25 protein-coding genes are annotated in these 23,760 nt (G+C 72.8%); 10 read left to right on the top strand and 15 right to left on the bottom strand.

The genetic code is table 11. The features are described 5' to 3' along the window. Window positions 1–58: 58 nt before the first annotated feature. The 4 genes from B0E54_RS25035 to B0E54_RS25020 all read right to left on the bottom strand — a co-directional run bounded on the left by B0E54_RS25035 (window position 59) and on the right by B0E54_RS25020 (window position 4,930). Complete coding sequence (locus B0E54_RS25035) at window positions 59–2,263, bottom strand: transglycosylase domain-containing protein (protein WP_234588491.1); 2,205 nt, start codon at window positions 2,261–2,263, stop codon at window positions 59–61. A 163-nt stretch (window positions 2,264–2,426) separates the two neighbouring features. After that, window positions 2,427–3,194: a hypothetical protein gene (locus tag B0E54_RS25030; RefSeq protein WP_234588490.1), complete on the bottom strand. Its 768-nt coding sequence runs from the start codon at window positions 3,192–3,194 to the stop codon at window positions 2,427–2,429. Window positions 3,195–3,345: 151 nt separating this feature from the next. Then, on the bottom strand, window positions 3,346–4,452 hold the full coding sequence (locus B0E54_RS25025) for an SPFH domain-containing protein (protein WP_234588489.1): 1,107 nt from the start codon (window positions 4,450–4,452) through the stop codon (window positions 3,346–3,348). 4 nt (window positions 4,453–4,456) lie between these two features. Further along, window positions 4,457–4,930: an NfeD family protein gene (locus B0E54_RS25020; protein ID WP_234588488.1), complete on the bottom strand. Its 474-nt coding sequence runs from the start codon at window positions 4,928–4,930 to the stop codon at window positions 4,457–4,459. Window positions 4,931–5,050: 120 nt separating this feature from the next. On the opposite strand from B0E54_RS25020, the gene B0E54_RS25015 reads away from it, so the two are divergent. After that, on the top strand, window positions 5,051–6,352 hold the full coding sequence (locus B0E54_RS25015; RefSeq protein WP_234588487.1) for a serine hydrolase: 1,302 nt from the start codon (window positions 5,051–5,053) through the stop codon (window positions 6,350–6,352). Window positions 6,353–6,414: 62 nt separating this feature from the next. Here B0E54_RS25015 and B0E54_RS25010 read toward each other — a convergent pair whose 3' ends face one another. Next, window positions 6,415–7,227 (bottom strand): DUF3097 domain-containing protein, encoded by an 813-nt coding sequence (locus B0E54_RS25010; protein WP_234588486.1) that lies wholly within the window; start codon window positions 7,225–7,227, stop codon window positions 6,415–6,417. A 61-nt stretch (window positions 7,228–7,288) separates the two neighbouring features. Continuing rightward, on the bottom strand, window positions 7,289–8,191 hold the full coding sequence (locus B0E54_RS25005) for a chlorophyllase (RefSeq protein ID WP_234588484.1): 903 nt from the start codon (window positions 8,189–8,191) through the stop codon (window positions 7,289–7,291). Between the two features lie 122 nt (window positions 8,192–8,313). Here B0E54_RS25005 and B0E54_RS25000 point away from each other — a divergent pair, with 122 nt between their 5' ends. Then, window positions 8,314–8,889: a TetR/AcrR family transcriptional regulator gene (locus B0E54_RS25000; protein ID WP_234588481.1), complete on the top strand. Its 576-nt coding sequence runs from the start codon at window positions 8,314–8,316 to the stop codon at window positions 8,887–8,889. Window positions 8,890–9,059: 170 nt separating this feature from the next. Then, a complete protein-coding gene (locus B0E54_RS24995) occupies window positions 9,060–9,854 on the top strand; it encodes a hypothetical protein (RefSeq protein ID WP_039908695.1) in 795 nt (264 codons plus the stop codon). A 99-nt stretch (window positions 9,855–9,953) separates the two neighbouring features. Here B0E54_RS24995 and B0E54_RS24990 read toward each other — a convergent pair whose 3' ends face one another. The 4 genes from B0E54_RS24990 to fabG form a co-directional block, all read right to left on the bottom strand. Further along, window positions 9,954–10,733 (bottom strand): HAD-IIA family hydrolase, encoded by a 780-nt coding sequence (locus B0E54_RS24990; protein WP_234588479.1) that lies wholly within the window; start codon window positions 10,731–10,733, stop codon window positions 9,954–9,956. After that, entirely contained in the window at window positions 10,726–11,778 is a 1,053-nt protein-coding gene (locus B0E54_RS24985; RefSeq protein ID WP_234588478.1) for a ferrochelatase, read from the bottom strand. The genes B0E54_RS24990 and B0E54_RS24985 overlap by 8 nt, the downstream gene beginning before the upstream one ends. A 100-nt stretch (window positions 11,779–11,878) precedes the next feature. After that, entirely contained in the window at window positions 11,879–12,646 is a 768-nt protein-coding gene (gene fabI / locus B0E54_RS24980; protein ID WP_234588477.1) for an enoyl-ACP reductase FabI, read from the bottom strand. Between the two features lie 34 nt (window positions 12,647–12,680). Next, window positions 12,681–13,385, bottom strand: a complete 705-nt coding sequence (gene fabG / locus B0E54_RS24975; protein WP_234588476.1) for a 3-oxoacyl-ACP reductase FabG — start codon at window positions 13,383–13,385, stop codon at window positions 12,681–12,683. A gap of 154 nt (window positions 13,386–13,539) precedes the next feature. Between fabG and B0E54_RS24970 the strand changes: the two genes are divergently transcribed. The 4 genes from B0E54_RS24970 to B0E54_RS24955 all read left to right on the top strand — a co-directional run bounded on the left by B0E54_RS24970 (window position 13,540) and on the right by B0E54_RS24955 (window position 17,674). After that, the gene (locus tag B0E54_RS24970) at window positions 13,540–14,769 is read left to right on the top strand and encodes a sensor histidine kinase (protein ID WP_234588475.1); all 1,230 of its coding nucleotides are present in this window, start codon (window positions 13,540–13,542) and stop codon (window positions 14,767–14,769) included. Beyond that, on the top strand, window positions 14,766–15,428 hold the full coding sequence (locus B0E54_RS24965) for a response regulator transcription factor (RefSeq protein ID WP_007462555.1): 663 nt from the start codon (window positions 14,766–14,768) through the stop codon (window positions 15,426–15,428). The genes B0E54_RS24970 and B0E54_RS24965 overlap by 4 nt, the downstream gene beginning before the upstream one ends. Window positions 15,429–15,527: 99 nt before the next feature. After that, entirely contained in the window at window positions 15,528–16,424 is an 897-nt protein-coding gene (locus B0E54_RS24960) for an alpha/beta hydrolase (RefSeq protein WP_234588474.1), read from the top strand. Next, window positions 16,421–17,674, top strand: coding sequence for an acyltransferase family protein (locus B0E54_RS24955; RefSeq protein ID WP_234588473.1), 1,254 nt, complete (start codon window positions 16,421–16,423; stop codon window positions 17,672–17,674). Before B0E54_RS24960 ends, B0E54_RS24955 begins: the two co-directional genes overlap by 4 nt. A gap of 357 nt (window positions 17,675–18,031) precedes the next feature. Here B0E54_RS24955 and B0E54_RS24950 read toward each other — a convergent pair whose 3' ends face one another. The 5 genes from B0E54_RS24950 to B0E54_RS24930 are packed head-to-tail and all read right to left on the bottom strand — an operon-like array spanning window position 18,032 to window position 22,301. Beyond that, window positions 18,032–18,538 (bottom strand): DUF523 domain-containing protein, encoded by a 507-nt coding sequence (locus B0E54_RS24950; protein ID WP_234588472.1) that lies wholly within the window; start codon window positions 18,536–18,538, stop codon window positions 18,032–18,034. Further along, window positions 18,532–19,203, bottom strand: a complete 672-nt coding sequence (locus B0E54_RS24945; protein ID WP_234588471.1) for an HAD family hydrolase — start codon at window positions 19,201–19,203, stop codon at window positions 18,532–18,534. The genes B0E54_RS24950 and B0E54_RS24945 overlap by 7 nt, the downstream gene beginning before the upstream one ends. Window positions 19,204–19,237: 34 nt before the next feature. After that, a complete protein-coding gene (locus B0E54_RS24940) occupies window positions 19,238–20,188 on the bottom strand; it encodes a VWA domain-containing protein (RefSeq protein WP_234588470.1) in 951 nt (316 codons plus the stop codon). Further along, window positions 20,185–21,180, bottom strand: a complete 996-nt coding sequence (locus tag B0E54_RS24935; RefSeq protein WP_234588508.1) for a DUF58 domain-containing protein — start codon at window positions 21,178–21,180, stop codon at window positions 20,185–20,187. Before B0E54_RS24935 ends, B0E54_RS24940 begins: the two co-directional genes overlap by 4 nt. Continuing rightward, window positions 21,159–22,301, bottom strand: a complete 1,143-nt coding sequence (locus tag B0E54_RS24930) for a MoxR family ATPase (protein WP_234588469.1) — start codon at window positions 22,299–22,301, stop codon at window positions 21,159–21,161. The genes B0E54_RS24935 and B0E54_RS24930 overlap by 22 nt, the downstream gene beginning before the upstream one ends. 239 nt (window positions 22,302–22,540) lie before the next feature. Between B0E54_RS24930 and B0E54_RS24925 the strand changes: the two genes are divergently transcribed. From B0E54_RS24925 to B0E54_RS24920, 3 genes are all read left to right on the top strand, one after another. Next, complete coding sequence (locus B0E54_RS24925) at window positions 22,541–22,771, top strand: hypothetical protein (protein ID WP_234588468.1); 231 nt, start codon at window positions 22,541–22,543, stop codon at window positions 22,769–22,771. Beyond that, window positions 22,768–22,902 (top strand): hypothetical protein, encoded by a 135-nt coding sequence (locus B0E54_RS32545; RefSeq protein ID WP_255787621.1) that lies wholly within the window; start codon window positions 22,768–22,770, stop codon window positions 22,900–22,902. The genes B0E54_RS24925 and B0E54_RS32545 overlap by 4 nt, the downstream gene beginning before the upstream one ends. Window positions 22,903–23,069: 167 nt before the next feature. Beyond that, window positions 23,070–23,672 carry a PH domain-containing protein gene (locus B0E54_RS24920; RefSeq protein WP_374109316.1) on the top strand — a complete coding sequence of 201 codons (603 nt, stop codon included), beginning with the start codon at window positions 23,070–23,072 and terminating at the stop codon, window positions 23,670–23,672. Window positions 23,673–23,760: the final 88 nt, after the last annotated feature.

The raw sequence follows: 23,760 nt of genomic DNA, 5'->3' as shown, positions 1-23,760 counted from the left end.
ACCGACGCAGACCGGCGCCTCCCCACCACGCGGTGGGGAGGCGCCGTCTCGTCGGGGCTCAGCCGCGCCGGTTGTCGAGCCAGCGTTGCAGGGCCGAGCGCGGGTCCTGCTCCCGGGTGGGCTGCTGGCGCTCGGGGACGACCGGGCGCTCCACCGGCCGGCGGGGCTCGCCGGCCAGCTCCTTGCTGGGCGCGACGAACGCCTTCTCCGGCTGACCCTTCACCGCCGTGGCGATGACCCGGGCGACCGCGTCGATCACCTTGCTCTGCACCGCCGAACCCACCGAGTCGGCCGGGTCGTCCGGGTTGACGGCGATGCCGGCGACGGCCACCTGCGGGGTGAAACCGACGAACGTCTCGGTGGAGTTCTCCTCCGAGCTACCGGTCTTGCCGGCCACCGGCCGACCGTCGAGGATGTCGTTCACACCGGTGGCGGTGCCACCGTTGCACTGCCCGTACGGCGACTGCTGGCCCACCGGGCAGCGGGCCGCGTCCGTCGCGGCGCGCGCCACGTCGGCGTCCAGGACCCGCTTGCAGGACGGCTGGCCGACCGGCACCTTCGCGCCCTTCGCGTCGGTCACCGAGACCACCGGCACCGGCGTGCAGTAGGTGCCCTCGGCGGCCACCGTGGCGTACGCGTTGGCCAGGTCAAGCGGGGTCGTGGCCGCCACGCCGAGGGTGAACGAACCCCAGTTCGCGGCGTTGTCCTTGGCGAAGGCGGCGTCCGAGTCGGCGCGGAAGGTGATGCCGAGCCGCTGCGCCATCTCGACGACCTTCTCCTGCCCGACCTGCTCGGCCAGCCAGACGAAGTAGGTGTTCACCGACCGGCCGAAGCCGTCCCACATCATCCGGTACCCGTCCATCCAGTCCGGGTTGGCGTTCGCCGGGCACCACTTGCCGTCGCAACTGCCCGGTCCTTCGGCGGCGTACCGGGTGGGCAGCTTGGCGGGCGCGTCGAACCCGGTGGAGAGGGTACGGCCCGACTCCAGCGCGGCGAGCATGGTGAACAGCTTGAACGTCGAACCCGCCTGGTACCCGTCGACACTGGCCCCGCCGGAGATCAACGGGTTGACGGTGTTCGGGTAGTTCGCCTGCCCGGCCGGGTTGTCGGCCAGGCTGTAGTGCCTGTTGACCGCCATCGCCAGCACCCGACCGGTGCCCGGCTGCACGGCCGCGATCGGCAGGGCGCGCTTGTTGTCGTACCCGTACACCTTGGTGGCCTGCTGTTGCGCGGTGGCCTGGACCTGCGGATCGAGCGAGGTGACGACGGTGTAGCCGCCCGAGCGCAGGGCCTGCTCGCGCTCCGCGGTGGTGGCGCCGAAGGCCGGCTGGGTCAGCCACCACTGGCGCAGGTAGTCACAGAAGTAGCCCCAGTCGTCGTGGCCCTGGGCGACTGCGGTGCAACCGTTGGGCTGGGCTGTCGGGTGCAGGGTCAGCGGCTCCGCCTTGGCCTGCGCGGCCTGCGCTGCGGTGATCGCGCCGGTGGCGACCATCGAGTCCAGCACGTACGACCGGCGGGCCAGCGCCTGGTCCTTGTCGCCGCCGATCGGGCTGTACGCGTCCGGGGACTGCACCAGGCCGGCGAGCAACGCCGACTCGGCGAGGGTCAGCTTCGCGGGCGGCTTGCCGAAGTAGCGCTGGCTGGCCGCCGCGATCCCGTACGCCCCGGAGCCGAAGTAGGCGATGTTCAGGTACCGGTTGAGGATCTCGTCCTTGCCGAGGCTCTTGTCGAGCGCGCCCGCGTACCGGATCTCCTGGAGCTTGCGGCCGACGGTCGGGTCGGTGGCGGCGGCGCGCTCCTCCGGCGTGCGGGTGGGGTCGGTCTTGAGCACGTTGCGGACGTACTGCATGGTCAGCGTGGAGCCGCCCTGCTCGGTGCCGCCGCCCTTGACGTTGGCGACCAGCGCTCGGGCCAGGCCCCGCAGGTCCGCGCCGCCGTGGTCGTAGAACCGCCGGTCCTCGGCCGCCACGATCGCCTGGCGCATCACCGGGGCGACGTCCGCCAGCGCGACGTCGGTGCGGTTCACGTCGTAGAACGTGGTGAGCAGCGTCTTGCCGTCGTTGGCGTAGAGGTACGAGCGCTGTGGAGTGGCCGGGGTCTTCAGCGAGGCCGGCAACGCGGCGTACGAGCCGATCGCGGCGCGCGCGGCGAACCCGACCAGCAGGTTGCCCGGGAGCGCGGCGACGGCCAGGACGAGCCCGGCCAGCACGCCGGCGAGCAGCACGGTGAACAGCCGCGACAGCGGCGAGCGAGAGGCGGCCATGCTCCCCAGGATTGCCACATATAACGCCAACCGACCACCCCGAAAACCCAACTGTCACCAACTTCACGCCCCACGGCCCCCTCCCCGGACCACGTTGATCATGAAGTTGTTGCCACGACACGCCGAGGTGGAGGGCAACAACCTCATGATCAACGGCGTGGGATCAGGGCGTTGGGGTGCTCAGGCTGGCGTTGGCGGCGTCTCTCGCGGTTTCGCGGGGCATCAGGCGGCCGGAGCGGTAGCCGATGCCGATGCCGGCGATCAGCACGAAGATCGCGCCGAACGTCTGGAGCGAGCCGATCAGGGCACCCCCCAGGCCGAGCAGCGGTGCGGCGATGATCAGCATAACGCCGTCGCCGAGGCTGAAGGTGCCGGAGCGGGCCACGGCCCAACCGGTGAGGAACCAGCCCACGCTGTAGAACGTGGCGCCGAGCAGGACCAGCGAGCGCGCGGTGGTGCCGAAGACGGGCGTCTGCTCCTCGAGCCCGGCGAAGGGCAGCATCAGCACGGTGCCGGCGATGCTGACCAGCAGACCGGCGGCGGCCACCCGGCGGCTGCGCGTGGCGGCCAGCAGGCCGGTGAGGGCCAGGAGCGCGAGCAGGCCCAGCCACACCGCGGCCACCCAGCCGACCAGATACACGGCCCGACCGTTGGCGGGATAGGGGTCGTTGCCCACCCCGCCGTCGCTGGCCATCGCCACGACGCCGTAGAGAATGGCGTACGCGGGCAGCAGCCACACCGCGGCCCGCGCGAACCGGCGTACCGACCAGGCCCAACTGGCATTCGTGGCCGGGGCGCCCGGGGTCGGCTCACCCACGAAGGGCAGTACGCCGAAACCTCCACCGGTGCTGCGGGAGCCCAGCGGGGCGACCGGGTCGTGCGCGCCGGGCACCGGGGCCGAGGACCACATCCGATTCGCCGGATCCTTCATGCGTCACCTCGCTCGTCCGCGAGCGGTGCGAGACGCGCCGGGGCGCCCCGATTGCCTGGTCACCACCCGTCCTAGGACCGATCGTGGCAGGCATCGGAGCGCCCCATGAGTCTTTCTCGCATTTAGCCGGCCGGCTGGCCGGCGTCCTGCGTCAGCCGCGCTCGCGCTGGTCGGCCGGGTCCTCGGTCAGGCTGGCCGGGGTGACCGGCTCCGGCGCGGGCAGCCCCTGCGGCTTGTTGCCGCCGGTGGCCTGCGCCTCGGCGACGCGTACCTCGTCGTGGATCTGCTGGGCGGCGTCCGCCGCGGCCTGCGCCGCCTCCGCCGCCTCGCGCTCCACCTGGCTCGCGTGGTCGGCCGCCTCCGGCGCGGGCAGGTCCCCGACCATCTTGCTCAGCCCACCGAGCGCGCCACCCATGCCCTCCAGGGCCTTGGTCAGCTCCGCCGGCACGATCCAGACCTTGTTGGCGCTGCCCTGGGCGATCTGCGGGAGGGCCTGCAGGTACTGGTAGGCGAGGACCTTCTGGCTCGGGTTCGCCTGGTGGATCGCGTCGAACACCGTACGGATCGCCTTCGCCTGACCCTCGGCCTGCAGGATCCGGGCCTGCCGGTCACCGTCGGCCCGCAGCACCGCGGACTGCTTCTCACCCTCGGCGGTGAGAATCTGCGACTGCTTGTGCCCCTCGGCGGTCAGGATCGCGGCGCGGCGGTCCCGCTCGGCGCGCATCTGCTTCTCCATCGAGTCGCGGATGCTGGCCGGCGGCTCGATCGCCTTGATCTCCACCCGGGTCACCTTGATGCCCCAGCGGCCGGTGGTCTCGTCCAGCACGCCGGACAGGTGCCGGTTGATCTCGTCCCGGCTGGTCAGGGCCCGCTCCAGGTCCAGCGAGCCGATCACGTTACGCAGCGTGGTGACGGTCAGCTGCTCGATGGCCTGCAGGAAGCTGGAGATCTCGTACGTCGCCCGGACCGAGTCGACCACCTTGAAGTAGAGAACGGTGTCGATCGAGACCACCAGGTTGTCCGAGGTGATCACCGGCTGCGGCGGGAAGCTGACCACCTGCTCCCGCATGTCGACCTTGGTGCGCACGGCGTCGATGAACGGCACCAGCAGGTTGAGGCCGGGGCTGAGGGTGCGCTTGTACTTGCCGAGCCGTTCCACCACGTCCTGACGCTGCTGCGGCACGATCCGCACCGCCTTGGCCAGCGTAATCACGGCGATCAACGCCACCGCGATGATCAGCACACCTATGACCGTCATCGGTTCACCCTCTCGCTTCCGGCAGCTCGCCGGCGGAAGAAACATCGTCCTGCCACACCAGGGCCGTCGCGCCCCGGACCTTTATCACCCGAACCCGTTGACCGGGCTCGAAAGTCTGCGTCGTGTCGTACGACCGGGCGGTCCACAACTCACCGTCGATCTTGACCAGGCCGTGCTCAGCGTCCACCCGTTCCAACACCAGTGCCGTGGAGCCCTCGATCGCCTCCACGCCGAACGGCTGTTCGCCGCTCTCCAGCGCGGAGCGGCTGTGCCGCTTGATCACCGGCCGCACCACCACCAGACTCAGCGCGGACACCACCGCGAAGACCAGCGCCTGCACGGCCACCGGAGCACCCAGGGCCGCTGCGCCGGCGGCGGCGAACGCGCCGACCCCGAACATGATCAGAAATAGCGTCGTCGTGAAGATCTCGGCGACGGCCAGCAGCACTCCCAAAACGATCCACACCACGGCGTCCACCCCACGATCGTGACACGCAAATGCACGCGCGACCTGCCCGCGAAGATCAGTACGCTCGGCGAAGCCCTTTTCGACCCACCAAAACACCACGAATCGGCGGCCCGACCCGAGGAGATCGCATTGACCCTGCTACCCGAAACCGCCCGACAGATCGACACCCGGGTCGCCCAGGCACAGGCCGACGGCCGCACCCCGTCGCTGGTGCTGGGCGTGGTCCGCGACGGCACACTTGCACACCTGGCCGTCGCCGGCGAATACCCCCGCCCGGACGTCGACCTCCAGTACCGGTTGGGCTCGATCAGCAAGACGATGACCGCCACCCTGATCATGCAGTTGCGCGACGCCGGCCGACTGGACGTCGACGACCCGCTGGAGCAGCACCTGCCGGGCACCGGTGTGGGCAAGCTCACCCTGCGCCAACTGCTCAGCCACGGCAGCGGCATCCAACGCGAACCCGAGGGCGACTGGTGGGAGCGGGCCGCGGGCGTCGACCTGACCACCCTGCTCGCCGAGGTCAACGCCGGCAAGATCGCTTACCCGCCGCACCGCACGTACCACTACTCGAACCTGGCGTACGGGCTGCTCGGCGGTTTGCTCGAACGCCTCACCGGGAGGTCCTGGGCCGACCTGCTCGACGAGCGGATCCTCACCCCGCTGGGCCTGCGCCGCACCACCTACGCGGCCACCGAGCCGTACGCCCGCGGTTACGTCGTCCACCCCTGGCACGGCACGCTGCGCGAGGAGCCCCGTACCGACACCGGCGCCATGGCCCCCGCCGGGCAGCTCTGGTCGACGATCGAGGACCTGGGCCGCTGGGCCGCGTTCCTCGCCGACCCGGACCCGTCGGTGCTGGCCGCCGAGACCCTGACCGAGATGTGCGCCCCCGTGATGATCAGCGACCTCAACTCCTGGACCGGCGGGCACGGCCTGGGCCTGGAGCTCTACCGGGACGGCGAGCGCGTGTACGTCGGACACGGCGGCTCGATGCCCGGATACGTGGCCGCCCTCGTGGTACACCGGCCCACCCGTACCGCTGTGGTCGGCTTCGCCAACTCCTACGCCTTTCCGATCACTAGGCTCGCCCGCCAGTTGCTGACCACGGTGCTGGACGCCGAACCGGCGTTCCCGCAGCCGTGGCGGCCGGCCACCGCCGCGCCGGACGCCGGGTCGGCCGAGCTGACCGGCCGCTGGTGGTGGATGGGCACATCGCTGGACCTGCACCGGGACGCGGGTGACCTGGTGGCCCACGTACGCGGCGAGAGGGTCAGCCGGTTCGTCCCCGAGCGCCCGGACCGCTGGCGGGGACGTTCCGGCCCGGAGGACGGTGAGATCCTCACCGTCCACCGCGACGAGCAGGGCGCAGCGGTGGCGCTGGACATCGCCACCTTCGTCTACACCCGCAGCCCCGACCAGGAGCCCTGACCGCCGCCCTGCCCGGCGGTGACGGGGCGGCCGGCGGCGGGGCGGCGGGCGGCAGGCGGCGGTCAGGCTGGCTCGGTGACGAAGTCGATGAGGCGTTCCATGGCGTTGATCAGAGGGGTCTCCACGTCGGCGAAACTGTTCACCCGGGACAGGATGTGCCGCCACATGTCGGCCGGCTCGGCCACCCCGAGGGCCGCGCAGACCCCCTCCTTCCACGGCTGCCCCGGCGGCACGACCGGCCACGCCGCGATACCCAGTGCCGCCGGTTTGACCGCCTGCCAGACATCCACGTACGGGTGGCCGGTCACCAGGACGTACGGCGAGTTGACCCGGGCCACGATGCGGCTCTCCTTGCTGCCCGGCACCAGGTGGTCGACGAGCACGCCGAGGCGTCGGGTCGGGCCGGGACCGAAGTCGCGTACGTCGGCGTCCAGGTCGTCGATGCCGTCCAACGGCTCGACCACCACACCCTCGATCCGCAGGTCGTCGCCCCAGATCCGCTCGACCAGGGCGGCGTCGTGGATGCCCTCCACCCAGATCCGGCTGGCCTTGGCCACCTGGGCGCGAACATTGTCCACCGCCACCGAACCGGACGCGGTACGTCGGCGGGCCGCCGGCACCGGGGCGCGGCTCGGGCGGCGCAGCGTCACCGGACGGCCGTCGAGCAGGAACGCCGCGGGCAGCAGCGGGAAGTTGCGCCGCCGGCCGTGCCGGTCCTCCAGGACCACCGCGCCGGCCTCGAAGCCCACCACCGCCCCGCAGAACCCGGAGTCGGCGTCCTCCACCACGAGATCCGGTTCGGCGTCCACCTCGGGGGTGACCTTCCGCCGCCGCCAGTCCCCCGCCAGCACGTCCTCGCCGTATCGCCCCGCCATGTCGATCACGCTAACGTCCCCACCAGCGCGCCGCCCCCCGACACACCGCCCCGGCCATCGATCAGGGAGTGGATTCGAGGCATCCCAGGGTGCTCTCGACCGGCGCCGGCCAGGCGGAGTCCTTGAGGCCGAGGGCGTCGCGCAGGTACGCCCAGGTGAGCCGCTGGAGCAGAGCGACCCGCTCGGGGCTCTCGTCCGTCGTCTCCCTGGCCTCGTAGTCGGAGATGCCGCCGAGCGAGTGCTCCGCCCCGAACAACGTGAGCAGGCTCTTGCTCCCCGGGCTCAGGTGGTACGCGTCGGTGAACCAGTCCGGCCCACGGACCGACAGCGGGGAGTCGTCCCGGTCGCCCGCGACGACGAGGGTCGGGGTGTGCATGGTGGCGAAGCTCGGGCTCATGAAGGGGAAGTGCTCGGCCGCGAACGGAGAGAGGTCGGCCCCGCCCCGGCCGGTCACGGCCAGCAGGACGCCTGCCGTGATCCGTGGGTCGCGCATGTCCTCTCCGGGGTTCTGATCGGCGTCGAGGACTCGGGCTCCCAGCAGGGTGCTCGCCGTCTGGGCGCCCCAGGAGTGGCCGGCGACGGCGATCCGGGTGCGGTCGAGCCGTCCGGCGAGGCCGGGGACTGACGACTCCAGCAGGTCGAGGTGGTCGAGGCTGCGCGTCAGGTCGTCCACCCGGATGCGCCAGATCGCCGGGGTGCGGGGGTCGTCGGGCGGAAGGTTCAGCCGCCGTGAGTCGAGATGGGTGGGCTGGATGACGACGAAACCGTGCGAGGCCCAGAAGTCGACAAGCGGACCGTACAGGGTGGCCGCGCCACCGAAGCCGTGCGAGAAGACGATGACCGGCAGTTCGTGGCCGGTCGTGGGCGCGGAGACGCGTACGTGCAGATCGTCGCCGCGGTCCGGGGCCGGCACCGTGACGGGGTGGACGGAGACCACAGGCGTGGGCTCGGGCATTGCGTGCATGATCGCTCCTGGTTGACTTGGTGTCCGCCTGCCGTTCCTGGCATGCTGCATAGGCGGAACTCGGTTCCGTTAAAACATACGGAACATGGTTCCGTTTTCCAAGGGATGTGACGGGGGTAACGGTGACCGGCACGGAGGCGGGTGCCCCGCGCAAGCGGCGGGCTGATTCGCGGCGCAACGAGACGGCGCTCCTGGAGGCGGCCGCCGCGGCATTCGTCGCCTCTGGAGTCAATGCGCCGGTGCGTGACATCGCCGCCAGGGCCGGCGTCGGCGTCGGGACGATCTACCGCCACTTCCCGACCCGCGCCGACCTGATCGTCGCGGTGTACCGACACCAGGTGGAGGCATGCGCCGCGGCCGGCCCGGTGCTGCTCGCGGAGAGCGCCACCCCGCACGCCGCCCTGGCGAGCTGGATCCACCTCTTCGTCGACTTCCTGGTCACCAAGCACGGCCTCGCCGAGGCGATGCGGTCCGACGACGCCGCCTTCCAGACGCTGCACGCCTACTTCCTCGACCGACTCGTCCCCGTCTGCGCCGAACTGCTCGACGCCGCCAGCACGGCCGGCGAGATCATTCCCGACATGGACGCCCTCGTCCTGATGCACGGCGTCGGCAACCTCTGCATCGGCGCGGACAACCCTGGCTACGACGCGCGCCTCATGGTCGGCCTGGTCATCGCGGGTCTGCGGCTGCGCTAGCGCTCCGGGAGGCACACGGTCGGGGCCGCGGCGCCGCCGAATGACGGTCGACAGCGGATCAGCGAGCCGCGCCGCGGACGAGGATCGGGCGAAGGGGGCAGTTCGGGGCAGGCAGGGCGGCCGGAGCGGCAGTCGAGACAGGGCCACCGATGACCACGTACCCTTTCGGCATGTCCACCCCCGCAACGGGCGCGGCCACGCTTGCGCCGCGCCGGTCGAGCCGGTTCGTTGCCTGGGTGCGCGCGTGGCGTGCCGGGCTGGTGCCGTACGACGAGGTCGCCGACGCCATCGCCGGTGACGAGGAGCATCTCGTTGCGGACGCCCCCGGCACCTGGACCGACGTCCCGCTGGGTGCCGCGCTGCCCACCCTGGCCAAGCTCTCCCCCGACGAGATCCGTCTGGTGCTGCCCGCGCCGGGCGACCCGCGGGGTCTGCCCGGTCCCGGGGACTTCGCCGGGGCGGCGCTGGTGGCCGGCGAGGCGGTGGTGGCCGGCGGGCTGGGTCTGATCCCGCAGGTGCGCAGCCACACGTCCGGCTCGGGGGACTGTTTCGAGACGGTGCTGTGGCGGGTGTACCCGCTGCCGGCCAACGCCCCGGCCGCCTCGCTGTCGCTGCCCGGCGCCGCCGAGGCGGAGGCCGAGCTGGCCGCCGCACTGGCCGAGACGACAGCCGCGCTGACCCGGCTCGACGTGGCCCAGTGGCGGCCCGAGTTGGCCGGAGCGCTGGCCGCGCTGCGCCGCCCGGACGGCGCCACCGATCTGCCACCCGGCTTCGACCCGCGGGCCCGCCGGCTCTTCGCCAGGGCCGCGGTGCTCGACCGGGTGCTCGCGCTGGCCGGGCACGCCGCGCCCGGTGGCGCGATCAACAACTACGAGGCCCAGCAGCGCGACGCCGCGCTGCGCCCGCTCACCACGGCCTGTCGGCAGGCGCTGGTCGCCGCCTGCAACGCCCCGCTACGCCCCTGACCCCACACCGCGTCGATCTTGCACTTTGTGTCGCGGCACAACGGGCATCCCGGCCATACCGGCGACAGCAAGTGCAAGATCGGCGAGAGCGGGGCGCGGTCAGACCTCGTCGAGCAGGTCGGCCACCGAGTTGATGATCCGGGACGGTCGGTACGGGTAGCGCTCCGCCTCGGTACGGCTGCTGATGCCGGTGAGCACCAGGATCGTCTCCAGCCCAGCCTCCAGACCGCAGAGGATGTCGGTGTCCATCCGGTCGCCGATCATCGCGGTGGTCTCCGAGTGCGCGTTGATGGTGTTCAGCGCGGAGCGCATCATCATCGGGTTCGGCTTGCCGACGAAGTACGGCTCCACCCCGGTCGCCTTGGAGATCATGGCAGCGACCGAGCCGGCGGCGGGCAGGGCGCCCTCCACGGACGGGCCGGTCACGTCGGGGTTGGTGCAGATGAACCGGGCCCCGTCGTTGATCAGCCGCACCGCCTTGGTGATCGCCTCGAAGCTGTAGGTGCGGGTCTCGCCGAGCACCACGTAGTCCGGGGCGAAGTCGGTGAGCACGTAGCCGACCGCGTGCAGCGCCGTGGTCAGGCCGGCCTCTCCGATGACGTACGCGGTGCCACCCGGCCGCTGGTCGGCGAGGAACTGGCCGGTGGCCAGGGCGGAGGACCAGATCGACTCCTCCGGCACGTCCAGGCCCATCCGGCTCAACCTGGCGGTGAGGTCCCGCGGGGTGTAGATCGAGTTGTTGGTCAGCACCAGGAACGGCTTGCCGGAGGCGCGCAGCCGGTTGATGAACTCCGGTGCGCCGGGCACCGGCTGGCCCTCGTGCACCAGCACGCCGTCCATGTCGGTGAGCCAGCTCTGCACGGGCTTGCGGTCATGCATCGGTGCTCCCAGCGGGCGTCGGACGGCGGGTCGGAACACAGCAGACGGTGGGGCAGGTGTCCCACATCGGCAGCTCGCCGAGACGGCGACGCAGCTGCGCGCCGTCCGGGTCGGTCCGCTCGGTGACCAGCTCCCGGACCATTGTCACGAATCGCGGGTCGATGCCCGGGGTGCCCGCCCGGACGAAGTCCAGGCCGAGCTGCTTGGCCGTCTCCAGTGCCTCGGTGTCGAGGTCCCACACCACTTCCAGGTGGTCGGAGACGAACCCGATCGGGCTGACCACCACGCTCGTGGTGCCGCCCTCGGCGAGGGTGCCCAGGTGGTCGTTGATGTCCGGCTCCAGCCACGGCACGTGCGGGGGGCCCGAACGGCTCTGCCAGACCAGGTCGTACGCCAGGTCGGGGGCGGCGGCAGCGGCCACCAGCGCGGCGGCCTCCCGCAGTTGCGCCTCGTACCGGCCGCCGTGCGGGCCGGCGTTGGCCGCCATCGAGGTGGGGATGGAGTGGGCGGTGAACACCAGCCGGGTGGTGTCCCGCCGGGCCGGGTCGAGCTGGCCCAGCGCGGCACGGACGGCGTCGACGTGCGGCTCGATGAAGCCGGGATGGTCCCAGAACTGGCGGATCTTCTCGATCACCGGGGCGTCCGGGCCGACGGCGGCGCGGGCGGCGGCGATGTCCTCCTGGTACTGCCGGCAGGACGAGTAGCCGCCGTACGCGCTGGTGACGAAGGCCAGCGCCCGGGTCACCCCGTCGTCGCGCATCTGTGTCACGGTGTCGGCGAGCATCGGGTCCCAGTTGCGGTTGCCCCAGTAGATGGGCAGGTCGAGACCGTGCGCGGCGAAGTCGGCGCGGACGGCGGCCAGCAACTCGCGGTTCTGCTGGTTGATCGGGGACACCCCGCCGAAGTGCTGGTAGTGCTCGGCGACCTCGGCCAGCCGCTCGGGCGGCACGCCTCGGCCGCGGGTCACGTTCTGCAGGAACGGCATCACATCCTCGGGCCGTTCGGGCCCGCCGAAGGACACCAGCACCACCGCGTCGTACGCCATGGGGTCATTCTCGCCCCTCGGCCGCGACGGCCCGGCGACGCCCCCTGGTCCGGACGCGTGGATCACGCGGACGGCGACCAGGGAGCGTCGCGGCGCAGCGTCAGGAACCGACGGCGTGGTAGCCGCCGTCGACGTGCACGATCTCGCCGGTGGTGGCCGGGAACCAGTCCGAGAGCAGCGCCAGGCAGGCCCGGGCGGCCGGCTCCTGGTCGGTGAGGCTCCAGCCCAGCGGCGCCCGCTCGGCCCACGCCTCCTCGAACTGGTCGAAGCCGGGGATCGACTTCGCGGCGATGGTGCGCAGTGGCCCGGCGGCGACCAGGTTGCTGCGGATGCCCTGCTTGCCCAGGTGCATGGCGAGGTAGCGGGACGCGGACTCCAGGCCGGCCTTGGCCACGCCCATCCAGTCGTAGACCGGCCACGCCTTCGTGGCGTCGAAGGTCAGGCCGACCACCGCGCCGCCGGCCGACATCAGCGGCAGCGCCGCCATCGCGAGGGACTTGTACGAGAAGGTGGAGACGTGCAGGGCGGTCGCCACGTCCTCCCAGGGCGCGTCGAGGAACCCGCCCCCGAGGCAGCTCTGCGGGGCGAAGCCGATCGAGTGCACGACGCCGTCGAGGCCGTCGACGTGCTCCCGTACCCGGTCGGCGAGGCTGGCCAGGTGCTCGGTGTTGGTCACGTCGACCTCGATCACCGGGGCGGGCTCGGGCAGCCGCTTGGCGATCCGCTCGACCAGGGAGAGCCGTCCGAAGCCGGTCAGCACGACCTGCGCGCCGTTCTCCTGGGCGAGTTTCGCCACCGAGAAGGCGATCGAAGCCTCGGTGATCACACCGGTGACGAGCAGCCGCTTACCGGCGAGCAGTCCGGACATGCAGGGTTTCCTCCGTACGTTGTCGAAGCGCTGGTCAGTGGCCCATGCCGAGGCCGCCGTCGACCGGGATCACGGCGCCGGAGACGTACCCGGCGCCGTCCGAGGCCAGCCAGGTGACCACGGCGGCCACCTCGTCCGGGCTGGCCATGCGGCCGGCCGGGATGGACTTGCGGATCTCCGCCTTGCGGTCGTCGCTGAGGCTGGCGGTCATGTCGGTGTCGATGAAGCCGGGCGCCACCACGTTCGCGGTGATGTTGCGGCTGCCCAGCTCACGGGTGATCGAGCGGGCCACGCCGACCAGGCCGGCCTTGCTGGCGGCGTAGTTGACCTGACCGGCGCCGCCGGAGAGGCCCACCACCGAGGAGATGAAGATCATGCGGCCCCACTTGGCCCGCAGCATCTTGCCCGAGGCCCGCTTCGCGACCCGGAACGCGCCGGTGAGGTTGGTGTCCAGCACACCGGTGAACTGCTCCTCGGACATCCGCAGCAGCAGGGTGTCGTCGGTCATGCCGGCGTTGGCGACCACCACCTCGACCGGCCCCAGCTCGGCCTCGACGGCGGTGAACGCGGCGTCGATCGAGGCCGCGTCGGTGACGTCGGCGCGCACGCCGAACAGCCCGTCGGGGGCGTCGCCGCTGCGGTGGGTGACGGCCACCCGGTCGCCCTGCTTGGCGAAGGCCTGCGCGATGGCCAGGCCGATCCCCCGGTTGCCCCCGGTCACCAGCACGGTACGGGCCACTGTTCCCCCTTGCTCAGCTGATCTCAGTCGCTGGCGAGCCTAGGCGTTACCCACAGGTAAGCGCTAACGGGAGCCGCGTCACACCGGGGTACGACACCGGGATCAACCCCTGGTGGCACGCCCCGTGACGGGCTCTGCCCGTAGCCTCCGGGTGGTGAACCGGCAACCGATCGCCGTGGCCCTGCGGGCGCTGCGGCAGACCCTGTGGGGCCCGGACGCCCCGCCCGGTCGACCGCTGCTGGCCCGCTGGCCCCGGCTGGCCCGCCCCGCCGCCCCGGTCGGGCTGCTGGCCGCGCTCGGCCTCTTCTGGATCACGTTCGCCGTGGAGAGCGACTGGGGTCTGCCGGCGCCGGTCGCGGTGCTGTTCGCGGCGATGACGGTGGCGCCGCTGCTGGCGCTGCCCCGGCGTCCGCTGCTGGCCTGGCGGCTCACGGTGCTGGCCCTGCTGGTGTGCACGTTCAACGCGCCGGCCGGCCTGCCCGGGCCGTGGACGCCGCCGCTGGCGCTCGGCTCGGTAGCGGTGGTCGCGGTGGTCGTCGCGCGGGTCGACCGGCCGGTGCTGGCCTGGGTGGTGGCGATCACCGCGGTGCCGGTGCTCACCCTGGCGCACCCGGAGAACCGGGCCGCCGTCCTGGCGCTGCTCGGCGCGCTGGCGATCGTCGGTGACCTGATCCGGCGCAACCGGCTGTCCCGGCGGGCGCTGGCCGCGCAGACCGAGCTGAGCGAGCGGGAGCAGGAACGCCGCGCGGTGCTGGAGGAGCGCACCCGGATCGCCCGCGAGCTGCACGACGTGGTGGCCCACCACATGTCGCTGATCGCGGTGCAGGCCGAGACCGCGCCGTACCGGTTGACCGACGTGCCGGCGCCGGCGGCCGCCGAGTTCGCCGCCATCGCCGGCTCGGCCCGTGACGCGCTCACCGACATGCGGCGGCTGCTGGGGGTGCTGCGCAGCGAGGCCACCGGCCCGCAGACCGCTCCGCAGCCCGACCTGACCGACCTGGGCCCGATGGTGGACGCGGCCCGCCGCGCCGGACTGCCGGTGACCCTGGACGTCGATTCGCTGGGTGACGGGCGGGTGCCCGCGCCGGTCGGGCTGGCCGCGTACCGCATCGTGCAGGAGGGGCTGGCGAACGCGGCCCGGCACGCGGCCGGCGCCGCGGTGCGCGTCACCGTCCGCGCCCGTCAGTCCGGTCTGGGAGTACGCGTCGAGAACTCCCCGACCGACGCCCGACCGACCGCCGACGGCAGTCCGGGGCACGGGCTGACCGGCATGCGGGAGCGGGCCACCTCACTGGGCGGTACGTTCACCGCCGGGCCGCTGCCCGACGGCGGTTACGCGGTGGCGGCCGACCTGCCGTACGAGGCGCAGAGCGGAGACGCATGATCAAGGTGCTGATCGCCGACGACCAGGCGATGGTCCGGCAGGGCTTCGGCGCTTTGCTCGCCGCCCAGCCGGACCTGCTCGTGGTGGGTGACGCCGCCGACGGCGCGCAGGCAGTCGCCGCCACCCGCCGGCTCGACCCGGACGTGGTGCTGATGGACGTGCGGATGCCGGTCATGGACGGGTTGGAGGCCACCCGCAAGCTGCTCGGCGACCGCTCGGCGCAGCGCCCCCGGGTGCTCATCCTCACGACGTTCGACCTGGACGACTACGTGTACGAGGCGCTGCGCGCCGGTGCCAGCGGTTTCCTGCTCAAGGACGCGCCGGCGGCCGACCTGGTGCAGGCGGTGCGGGTGGTGGCGGCCGGGGACGCGTTGCTCGCCCCGGCGGTGACCCGCCGGCTGATCGCCGAGTTCGCGGCCCGCCCGGACCGCCGTCGACCCCGCCCGACCGACCTGGCCGGGCTCACGCCCCGCGAGACCGAGGTGCTGCGGTTGATCGCCCGGGGTCGCAACAACGCGGAGATCGCCGGTGACCTGGTGGTAGCGGAGCAGACGGTGAAGACGCACGTGGGGCGGATCCTCGGCAAGCTGGGGCTGCGCGACCGGGCCCAGGCCGTGGTGCTGGCGTACGAGACGGGTCTGGTCGCCGCCGGCGAGTAGCCCCACAGGGCCAGCCGCGAAACGGCTCCCCGGTGCGACGCCCGCGACCCGGGCGCCCCCGCACTCTCCCTCCGGACGACAAACCGGAGGGAGAACGTGATGCGACGACGAGGTGCCGCCCGCTTCGCACTGAGCGCACTGCTCGGCGTGAACCTGGTCCTGCCCACCCGGCCGGAGCCGGTCGCGGCGGCGGGATTCGTCGAGGCCTACCCGGTCACCGCCGCGGCGATGCGCGCGGCCGGCCCCCCGTACGCGGACTGGGCGGCCGACGGACGCCGGTTCCTGCTGTTCGACGAGCGCGGTGACGGCCGCGCGGTCGAGGTGATCGGCGACCTGGCCGGCGCGGACCGCATCGCCGTGCTGGTGCCGGGGGTGGGCAGCACGCTTGCCGACTTCGACCGCGGGTTGGGCGGGGTGGCCCGGCGGGCACCTGCGGTGCAGGCCACGCAGCTGTACGGGCAGCTGCGGTCGACCGACCCGGCGGCGCGGGTCGCGGTGCTGGCCTGGTTGGGCTACGACCCGCCCGACGGGGTGCTGACCGCCGTCAACGACACCAGCGCCCGGCGTGGGGCGGTCGGGCTGGCCGGGCTGCTGCGGGAACTGGCCGCGCGTCGCCCCGACGCGACGATCACGGTGATCGGGCACAGCTACGGGGCGTTGGTGGCGGCGCTGGCGACGACGCACGCCCCGGCGCAGGTGACCGACGTGGTCAGCCTCGGTGGCGTCGGCGCCGGGGTGCAGCGCGCCGCCGACCTGCGCGACGGGTTGCGGTTCTGGGCGGCCGAGGCGCCGTCGGACTGGATCCGCCGGGTGCCACCGGTGCGGCTGCCCGGCCTCGGCTACGGGCGGCGCCCTGGCGATCCGGCGTTCGGCGCCCGGCCGCTGCCCGTGGACGGGGTGTCCGGGCACGACGGCTACCTGGCGACCGGCAGCGCCACCCTGGCCGCGGTCACGGCTGTCGTGCTGGGCGCCGCCCCGACCGGGGACGCCCGGTGAGCCGCGACCGCGCGGTCGACGCGCTGCGGGCGTACGCGATCGGTGGTGTGGTGCTCGGGCACTGGCTGGTCACCGGTCTGGTGCTGGCCGGCGACGGCGGGCTGCACCAGGCCAGCCCGCTGACCATGCTGCCCGACCTGCGCCCGGTGACCTGGGTGTTGCAGACGCTCGGCCTGTTCTTCTTCGCCGCCGGCTTCGGCTCGGCCCGGTCGCTGGCGCGTCACCAGGGCGGGACGGGTCGGTGGCTGGCCCGCCGGTCGCGCCGGCTGCTGCTGCCCGCGGTGGCCCTGCTGGGCGTCGGTGCGGCAGTGCTGCTGGCCGCCACCGTGGCGGGCGCACCCGACGACACGCTCGCCGTCGGGCTGCGGCTGGCGGTCAGCCCGCTCTGGTTCCTGGTGCCGCTGCTGCTCCTGGTGGCGGTGAGCGGCCCGCTGCGCGCCGCCGTACGCCGGTGGGGGTTGGTTCGCTGCGTCGTGCCGGCGGTAGCCGTGGTGGCGGCGAGCGACGTGGCGGTCCGCGTCCTGCCGGACGGCGTGGCGGTGGCACCGGTCAGCGTGGTGGCGGCCTGGGCGGTGCCCTACCTGCTGGGCCTGGCGTACGCCGATGGGCGCCTGGCCGGGCGGCGCACGGCCGGTCTGCTGGCGGCTGGTGGGGCCGTGGCACTGGCCGCGCTGCTGGCGGTGGGCTACCCGGTCAGCGCGGTCGGGGTGCCCGGCGAGGGGGTGTCCAACCTGAACCCGCCGTCGCTGCTGGCGGTGGCGTTGGCCCTCACCCAGGTCGGGCTGGGACTGCTGGCCCGGCCCGGCTGGGAACGCCTGCTGGCCCGACCGTTGCCGGGCCGGGCGGTGACCGCGGTGAACCACAACGCCGTGCGGATCTACCTGTGGCACCAGCCGGTGCTGGTCACGGTGACGGCGCTCACCGCCCGGGGCGGTCTGGCCCTGCCCGGTCTGCACACCGCGCCGGACGGTCCGGCGTGGGTGCTGGCCCGGTTCTGCTGGCTGCCCCTGCTCGCCGTGGTGCTGGTCACGGTCGTGCGCACGGGCCGCCGCCACGGGTCGGCGGACGGCCCCGACCGGTGGCGTCGGCCGCGCGGTGGAGCGCTCGCCGACCGGTCGGCCGAGTGCGTTCCGGCGCCGGCCCAGGTGTACGATCATCGACGTTCCGGCCGGGCCGACTTGCAGGAGGTGATCGCTGTGCGAGATAGCGATCCTCCTAGTCGTGGCCGGGCCGATGGTCAGCCCCGCTGAGCCACGACTCAGTCTGGCGAGCTGACCCCGCTCCGCTCCCCCACCGCCTCGGCTGACGCCGGGGCGCGTGTGCCGCGCCGTCCGGCTTCACCGGACGGTCGCCGGGAGCCGCCCGGTCACGACTTCGTGTGCGCGTCCCCACCCCCTGCGGTCCGCCCCCGCACGCGGACCGTCCAGCCGCCACTCGGAGCCGTCCATGAGCCGCTACGTCGCCCCGCTGGGCTTCACCCTCGCCGCCGTCTGGGTGGCCGTCGTCTTCGTCCTGGCCGGCGGCGGTCACTGACCACCACGCCTTGTGCACACCCTGACCGAAGCCGCCCAACCGCCTTCTCCGCCGCACACTGCGATGAGCGGGCGTCAGGCGTTGCCGTGCTGCCGTTCCTGCTCCGCCAGCGCGGCCGCTGCCCCGTCCAGGTCGTAGTGAGGAAACACGGGAATGCCCCGGCGGCGCAACGCCTCGGCCGCGACGCCGCGCCCAGCGACAGTGACGCCGGTGAAGGTTCCGTCGTGAACGTAGGTGCTACCGCAGGTAGGGCTGCCCTCGACCAGGATGGCCAGCCCGACGCCGACCTGCAGTGCCTTGTCGACCAACCGCTGCGCCGCCGCCTGGAACAGTTCGGTGACGTCACGGCCCGATGCTTCGTGTACGTGGGCGCGGCCGTCGAGGACGTCAGCCGCGCTGCCGCCGACGATCTCGGCTGGCGGACGGGGCACCGGGAATCCGACGGCCAGTTCCGGACACAGCGACACGAGGCGCCCTTCAGAAGCCCACCGCTGCCAGATCGGAGAGGCGACCGGCACGCCGGTCTCGTTGAACCGGATCGGTGCGCCGCCCAGGCAGCCGCTGACGAGGATTTTCAGCATGGCGACACCTGGGGCAGCAGCGCCGTCAGCGTCGCCGCTGTGTAGGTTGCCGTGACGCCCGGCGGCAGGCCGACTCCGGCACGGTCGAGGAATGCCGTGTCGATACCCAGAGCGGCGGCTCCGGCAACATCGGACGACGCGGAGTTACCGATGTGGACCACGTCGCCGGGGCCCAGGCCGAGGCGGGCCAGCGCGAGTTGGAACGGTTCAGGGCGGGGCTTGTATGCACGGGCTTCTTCGCTGGTCACCGCGGCGGCGACGGCGACGCCGTGCCACCGCAGCACCGCCGCCAGGTCGTCCTGGTCGATGTCGGAGACCAGGCACACCGGCACCTTCAGAGCATCGAGGAACGGCTGGCTGTCGTCGTACAAGGGTGGATGACGCCAGAAGTGCAGCTGCTTCCGGCAGATCCGCCCAAGCTCCACGGCTGTCCCGAAGGTCGCCACCGCCTCGGCGAGGCTGCCGAGCGTCAGGTCTGCGAGCGTACGAAAACCCGCCCCATACGCCATCTCGGCGCCGGCCTCCAGCAGTCGGGACCACTCCTTTCTGATGGCAGACGGATCGACTGCGATCAGATCTGCTATCTGCAGGCAGACGTCATCGACCAAGCCTTCATCATCGTGTACGAGCGTGCCGTACACGTCCAGCAAGATCGCCTGATACACAATGAACGGCCCTTCCGTTACCTCGTCGGCGCGGTCAGAGCATCCGGGACGACCAGAGCAGGCTGAGTGCGCCGGCGCAGAGCGCCAGCAGCAGCGCCAGCCCCGCGTACCACTGGGTCACCTCGCGTGGCTCGGTGCGGAACCCGATCGAACTGCCCATGTCCTGGTAGACCTGCTTCAGCTCGCTCACCGACGCCGCCTCGTAGAAGTAGCCCTCGGTGGTCTCGGCCAGCTCCGCCAGGGCCAGTCGGTCCACCGGCACCCGCTGGAGCTGCCCACCGATGTCGACCTGACCGGTGTCGGTGCCGAACGCGATGGTGGAGACCGGCACGTTGGCCGCCTGCGCGGCGGCCGCCGCCTCCTCCACCGATCGACCCGACGTGCGGAACCCGTCCGACAGCAGCACGATCCGCGCCGGTGGGATACCCGCCGCGCCGTCGGCCGGCACCGACCGGATCGCCTCCAGGCAGGTGAACACCGCCTCACCCGTCGCGGTCGCCTCGGCCAGCACCAGCCCGTCGATGGCGGCGGTCACCGCGTCCCGGTCCTTGCCCGGCGGCACCAGCACGTTGGCCGCCTTGGCGAACGACACCAGGCCCAGGTTGTAGCTCTCCGGCAGCTCGCCGACAAACTGCTTGGCCGCCTCCTGCGCGGCCTCCAGCCGGTTCGGCGCCACGTCGTCGGCCTGCATCGACAGTGACACGTCAATGGCGAGCATCACGGTCGCCCGCTCCAGCGGCTCCTTGGTGTCCACCGCCGGACGGGCCAGCGCCGTGGCGAGCACCAGCAGGCAGAGCAGGAACGCCGTCGCCGGCACGTGCCGCCGCCAGCCCAGACCCTTGGGCGCGACGGTCCGCAGCAGGTCCACGTTGGTGAACCGCATCGCGTACGCCCGGCGGTGCAACTGCCGCCAGACGTAGAACGCGGCGAGGGCGAGCACCGGCAGAACTGCCAGCAGCCACCACGGTTGCAGAAAACGGATCATCGTGTCGTCCCCCGGGTGCGGGCGTGCCGCTGCGCGGCCACGAAACGCACCATGTCCAGCAGCCAGTCTCGGTCGGTACGCAGACGCAGGTGAGCCGCGCCGGCGCCACGAAGCGCGGCGGAGATCGCGGCCCGTTGAGCGGCGGCGGCCTCGGCGTAGCGCTGCCGCAACCGTGGATCGGCGGTCTGCACCTCGTGCAGCTCACCGCTCTCCGGGTCGACCACCGGCAGCACCCCCACGTCGGGCAGCTCCAGCTCGCGCGGGTCCACCACCTCGATCGCCAGCACGTCGTGCCGGACGCGCAGCTTGCGCATCGGGCGGGCCCACTGCTCGGTCGGCGCCAGGAAGTCCGAGACCACCACTGCCACCCCGCGCCGCCGGGGCGGGCGGTTGAGCATGTCGACAAGCGCGCCCAGATCGCCCCGGCCCGGCTGGATCGCGGTGCCGGCGACGGCCCGCAGCAGGCCCTGCGCCTCCTTGCGGCCCGAGCGGGCCGGCAGTCGGGTGAGCACCCCCGGTCCGACCGGCGGCGGGCCGGCCCGCCACCGTCGCGCCGGTGCGGACGCGCCGCCGCCGGTGCCGATCACCGCGCCGATCCGGTTGCCGCCGCGCACGGTCAGATGGGTGATGGCGGCAGCGGCGGCCACCACCACCTCCCGCTTGAGCCACTTGCCGGTGCCGAAGTCCAGGCTGGCCGAGAGGTCCAGGGCCAGCCACGTCTCCAACTCCCGGTCCGCGACCGTCCGCCGCACGTGCGGGGTCGTGGTCCGCGCGGTCACCGGCCAGTCCATCCGGCGTACGTCGTCACCGGGGCGGTACTCCCGGGACTCGCCCGCCTCGCTGCCCGGCCCTGGGAGCAGGCCGGCGTAGTCACCCTGAAGCAGACCATCGAGCTTGCGGGTGACCAGCAACTGGAGTCGGGACAGCACTGCCTCGCTGCGGTCGGGGGCGGGACGAGGGGTGGGTGAGGTCACGGCCGCTGCCCGGGCCAGCCGGCGCCCGGCGGCGGGGTGTTCGGCGAAGGGGTGGCCTGCTGTCGGGGCGCGACGGCCGGCAGCGGGATGGTCGACATCACCCGGTGCACGATGTGGTCGGCCGGCACGTCGTCGGCGAGCGCGTCGTAGCTGAGCACCAGCCGGTGGCGCAGGATGTCCGGGGCGATGTCCTGCACGTCCTGCGGCAGGGCGTAGTCGCGCCCGCGCAGCAACGCCAACGCGCGGGTGGCCCGGACCAGCCCGAGCGAGGCGCGCGGGCTGGCCCCGTACTGGATCAGCTGGGCGACGTCCGGCATGCCGTGCTCGGCGGGCGCGCGGGTGGCCAGCACCAGGCGCACCGCGTAGTCGACCAGCGCGTTGTGCACGAACACCTGGTCGGCCTTGCGCTGCAGAGCGATCAGCTCGGGAGTGTCGAAGACCGCCGTCGGCTCCGGGGCGGTCACGCCCATCCGATAGACGATCTCCCGTTCCTCGGCGTCGGTCGGGTAGCCCACCACGATCTTCATGAGGAAGCGGTCCCGCTGCGCCTCCGGCAGCGGGTAGACGCCCTCCTGCTCGATCGGGTTCTGGGTGGCCATCACCAGGAACGGATCGGGCACCCGGTGACTCTCCCCGCCGATGGACACCTGACGCTCGCTCATGACCTCCAGCAGCGCCGACTGCACCTTGGCCGGAGCACGGTTGATCTCGTCGGCGAGCAGGAAGTTGACGAAGACCGGGCCCAGCTCGACGTCGAACTTCTCACTCGACTGCCGGTAGATCCGGGTCCCCATGATGTCGGCCGGCACCAGGTCCGGGGTGAACTGCACCCGGGCGAAGGACCCGCCGACGACCTTGGCGAGGGTCTCCACGGCCAGGGTCTTGGCCACACCGGGCACGCCTTCGAGCAGGCAGTGGCCACGGGCGAGCAGCGCGACGAACATCCGCTCGACCATCCGGTCCTGCCCGACGATCACCCGTTTGATCTCGAAGAGCGCCTTCTCCAGCAGGGTGGCGTCCTGCGCGGGCGTCGTCACCGGCGCCGGCGCGGTCACCGGCGTGGTAGTCGTCACCGGTGCGGGTGTGTCCGGTGCCGCCCCGTTCGGCGTCGGGGCGTCGGGCGTGGTCGGCTGGGCCACCGGTCCTCCACAGCGTTTGTCGGTCGTCGCGGCAGGTGCGGTATCAAGACTCGCACGCCTTCCTGAGTGCCGAGGTGGGGAGAAGCCGATTTTCGCCGCGGCGTCCAATGCCCGAATCGCGTGTCACGGGTGGACAGGGACCGGCCCGCCGTGTGTACGATTCACCCCGTCGCCGGGCGGCTCCCCCCGTGGCCGCCCGGCGCTCAAGCTCTCCGTCCGGCCGCCCTAGACTGGCCCGGATGAACCTCCCCTCCCCCGCCGACGAGCCCCTGGTCTGCTCGGCCCGGGGCTGCTGCGCCCCCGCCGTCTGGGCGTTGGAGTGGAACAATCCGCGCCTGCACACCGCCGATCGGCGCAAGACCTGGCTGGCCTGCGCCGAGCACCGCGACAGTCTCGGCGAATTCCTGAACGTCCGCGGCTTCCTTCGTGCCGTCACTCCGGTGCCCGGATCGCCTACCCTCGACACGTGAGCGAGCGCAGCGAGCGACCGATGAGACACGGCAGCGTGGCGCTCCGCGCCGCCGACGGGCAGGGCGAGGCGGCGGCACACGGCGCACGGATCGTGCGGCGTGGCGGCGCGCGGAACGGCGTCCGCCGGTGAGCGCGGAGGACCGCGTCGACCGCCCGACCACCCCCGACCCCACCTCCCCGGCCAGTCCGCCGCCCGGCGTCGTGCCGCCGCCCGGCGCGTTCGGGGCACCCGGCACCCTCGGCCCGGACCCTTCCCCACCGGACGTGTCGTGGCCGGCCCCGCTGCCGCCGAGCGCCCTGCCCCCGTCCGGCGGGCACGATGCGGGACCGCTCCCGCCCGACCTGCCGTCGCCTGGTCTCCTGCCGCCGGGCCCGGATTCGTTGACCCACCCCGGTCCGCAGTCGTCGGGGCGGGGGCCGCTGGAGCCCTGGCCGGACAGCGTCCAGTGGCAGCCCATCTCCACCAACCTGATCTGGGTGGAGCTGATCCGACTCGCGGTCGTGGTGGCCATCGGCCTGGCGGTGACCGCGATCGGCTGGGCGTTGAGCGGCCACTGGCTGTTCGGGCTCGCACTGGCCCTCGTGGTGGTGCTCGGCGCGTGGCGGGCCACGGCCATCGTCCGCGCGGTACGCGCCTGGGGCTACGCCGAGCGCGACGACGACCTGCTGGTGCGACACGGGCTGCTGGTCCGGCGGTTGTCCATCGTCCCGTACTCCCGCATGCAGTTCGTCGACGTCAGCGCCGGCCCGCTGGAGCGTGCCTTCGACCTGGCCACCGTCCAGTTGCACACGGCGGCGGCAGCCAGTGACGCGCGGGTGCCGGGGCTGCGTCCGGCGGAGGCGTCCCGGCTGCGCGACCGGCTCACCGCGCTCGGCGAGGACCGGGCGGAGGGGCTGTGACCGCCCGCGCGGGCGACCGTCGGCACCACCGAGGGCCGGCCCGATGAGCGACGGTCCCGCCGAGCCGGGCACCCGGCCGCCGCTGCCC

Source organism: Micromonospora sp. MH99 (genome assembly GCF_021442385.1).
Lineage (GTDB): Bacteria > Actinomycetota > Actinomycetes > Mycobacteriales > Micromonosporaceae > Micromonospora.
This window is presented reverse-complemented; position numbering and strand designations above follow the sequence as displayed.

What these genes read in the sequence shown, in the direction of transcription:
- B0E54_RS24960 (WP_234588474.1), top strand. Translation starts at nt 15,528, where the DNA reads ATGCGACGACGAGGTGCCGCCCGCTTCGCACTGAGCGCACTGCTCGGC.
- B0E54_RS24985 (WP_234588478.1), bottom strand. Translation starts at nt 11,778, where the DNA reads ATGGCGTACGACGCGGTGGTGCTGGTGTCCTTCGGCGGGCCCGAACGG.
- B0E54_RS24950 (WP_234588472.1), bottom strand. Translation starts at nt 18,538, where the DNA reads ATGCTGAAAATCCTCGTCAGCGGCTGCCTGGGCGGCGCACCGATCCGG.
- B0E54_RS25025 (WP_234588489.1), bottom strand. Translation starts at nt 4,452, where the DNA reads ATGACGGTCATAGGTGTGCTGATCATCGCGGTGGCGTTGATCGCCGTG.
- B0E54_RS25010 (WP_234588486.1), bottom strand. Translation starts at nt 7,227, where the DNA reads ATGGCGGGGCGATACGGCGAGGACGTGCTGGCGGGGGACTGGCGGCGG.
- B0E54_RS24965 (WP_007462555.1), top strand. Translation starts at nt 14,766, where the DNA reads ATGATCAAGGTGCTGATCGCCGACGACCAGGCGATGGTCCGGCAGGGC.
- B0E54_RS25005 (WP_234588484.1), bottom strand. Translation starts at nt 8,191, where the DNA reads ATGCACGCAATGCCCGAGCCCACGCCTGTGGTCTCCGTCCACCCCGTC.
- B0E54_RS24925 (WP_234588468.1), top strand. Translation starts at nt 22,541, where the DNA reads ATGAACCTCCCCTCCCCCGCCGACGAGCCCCTGGTCTGCTCGGCCCGG.
- B0E54_RS24995 (WP_039908695.1), top strand. Translation starts at nt 9,060, where the DNA reads ATGTCCACCCCCGCAACGGGCGCGGCCACGCTTGCGCCGCGCCGGTCG.
- B0E54_RS25030 (WP_234588490.1), bottom strand. Translation starts at nt 3,194, where the DNA reads ATGAAGGATCCGGCGAATCGGATGTGGTCCTCGGCCCCGGTGCCCGGC.
- B0E54_RS24990 (WP_234588479.1), bottom strand. Translation starts at nt 10,733, where the DNA reads ATGCATGACCGCAAGCCCGTGCAGAGCTGGCTCACCGACATGGACGGC.
- B0E54_RS25035 (WP_234588491.1), bottom strand. Translation starts at nt 2,263, where the DNA reads ATGGCCGCCTCTCGCTCGCCGCTGTCGCGGCTGTTCACCGTGCTGCTC.
- fabI (WP_234588477.1), bottom strand. Translation starts at nt 12,646, where the DNA reads ATGTCCGGACTGCTCGCCGGTAAGCGGCTGCTCGTCACCGGTGTGATC.
- B0E54_RS24940 (WP_234588470.1), bottom strand. Translation starts at nt 20,188, where the DNA reads ATGATCCGTTTTCTGCAACCGTGGTGGCTGCTGGCAGTTCTGCCGGTG.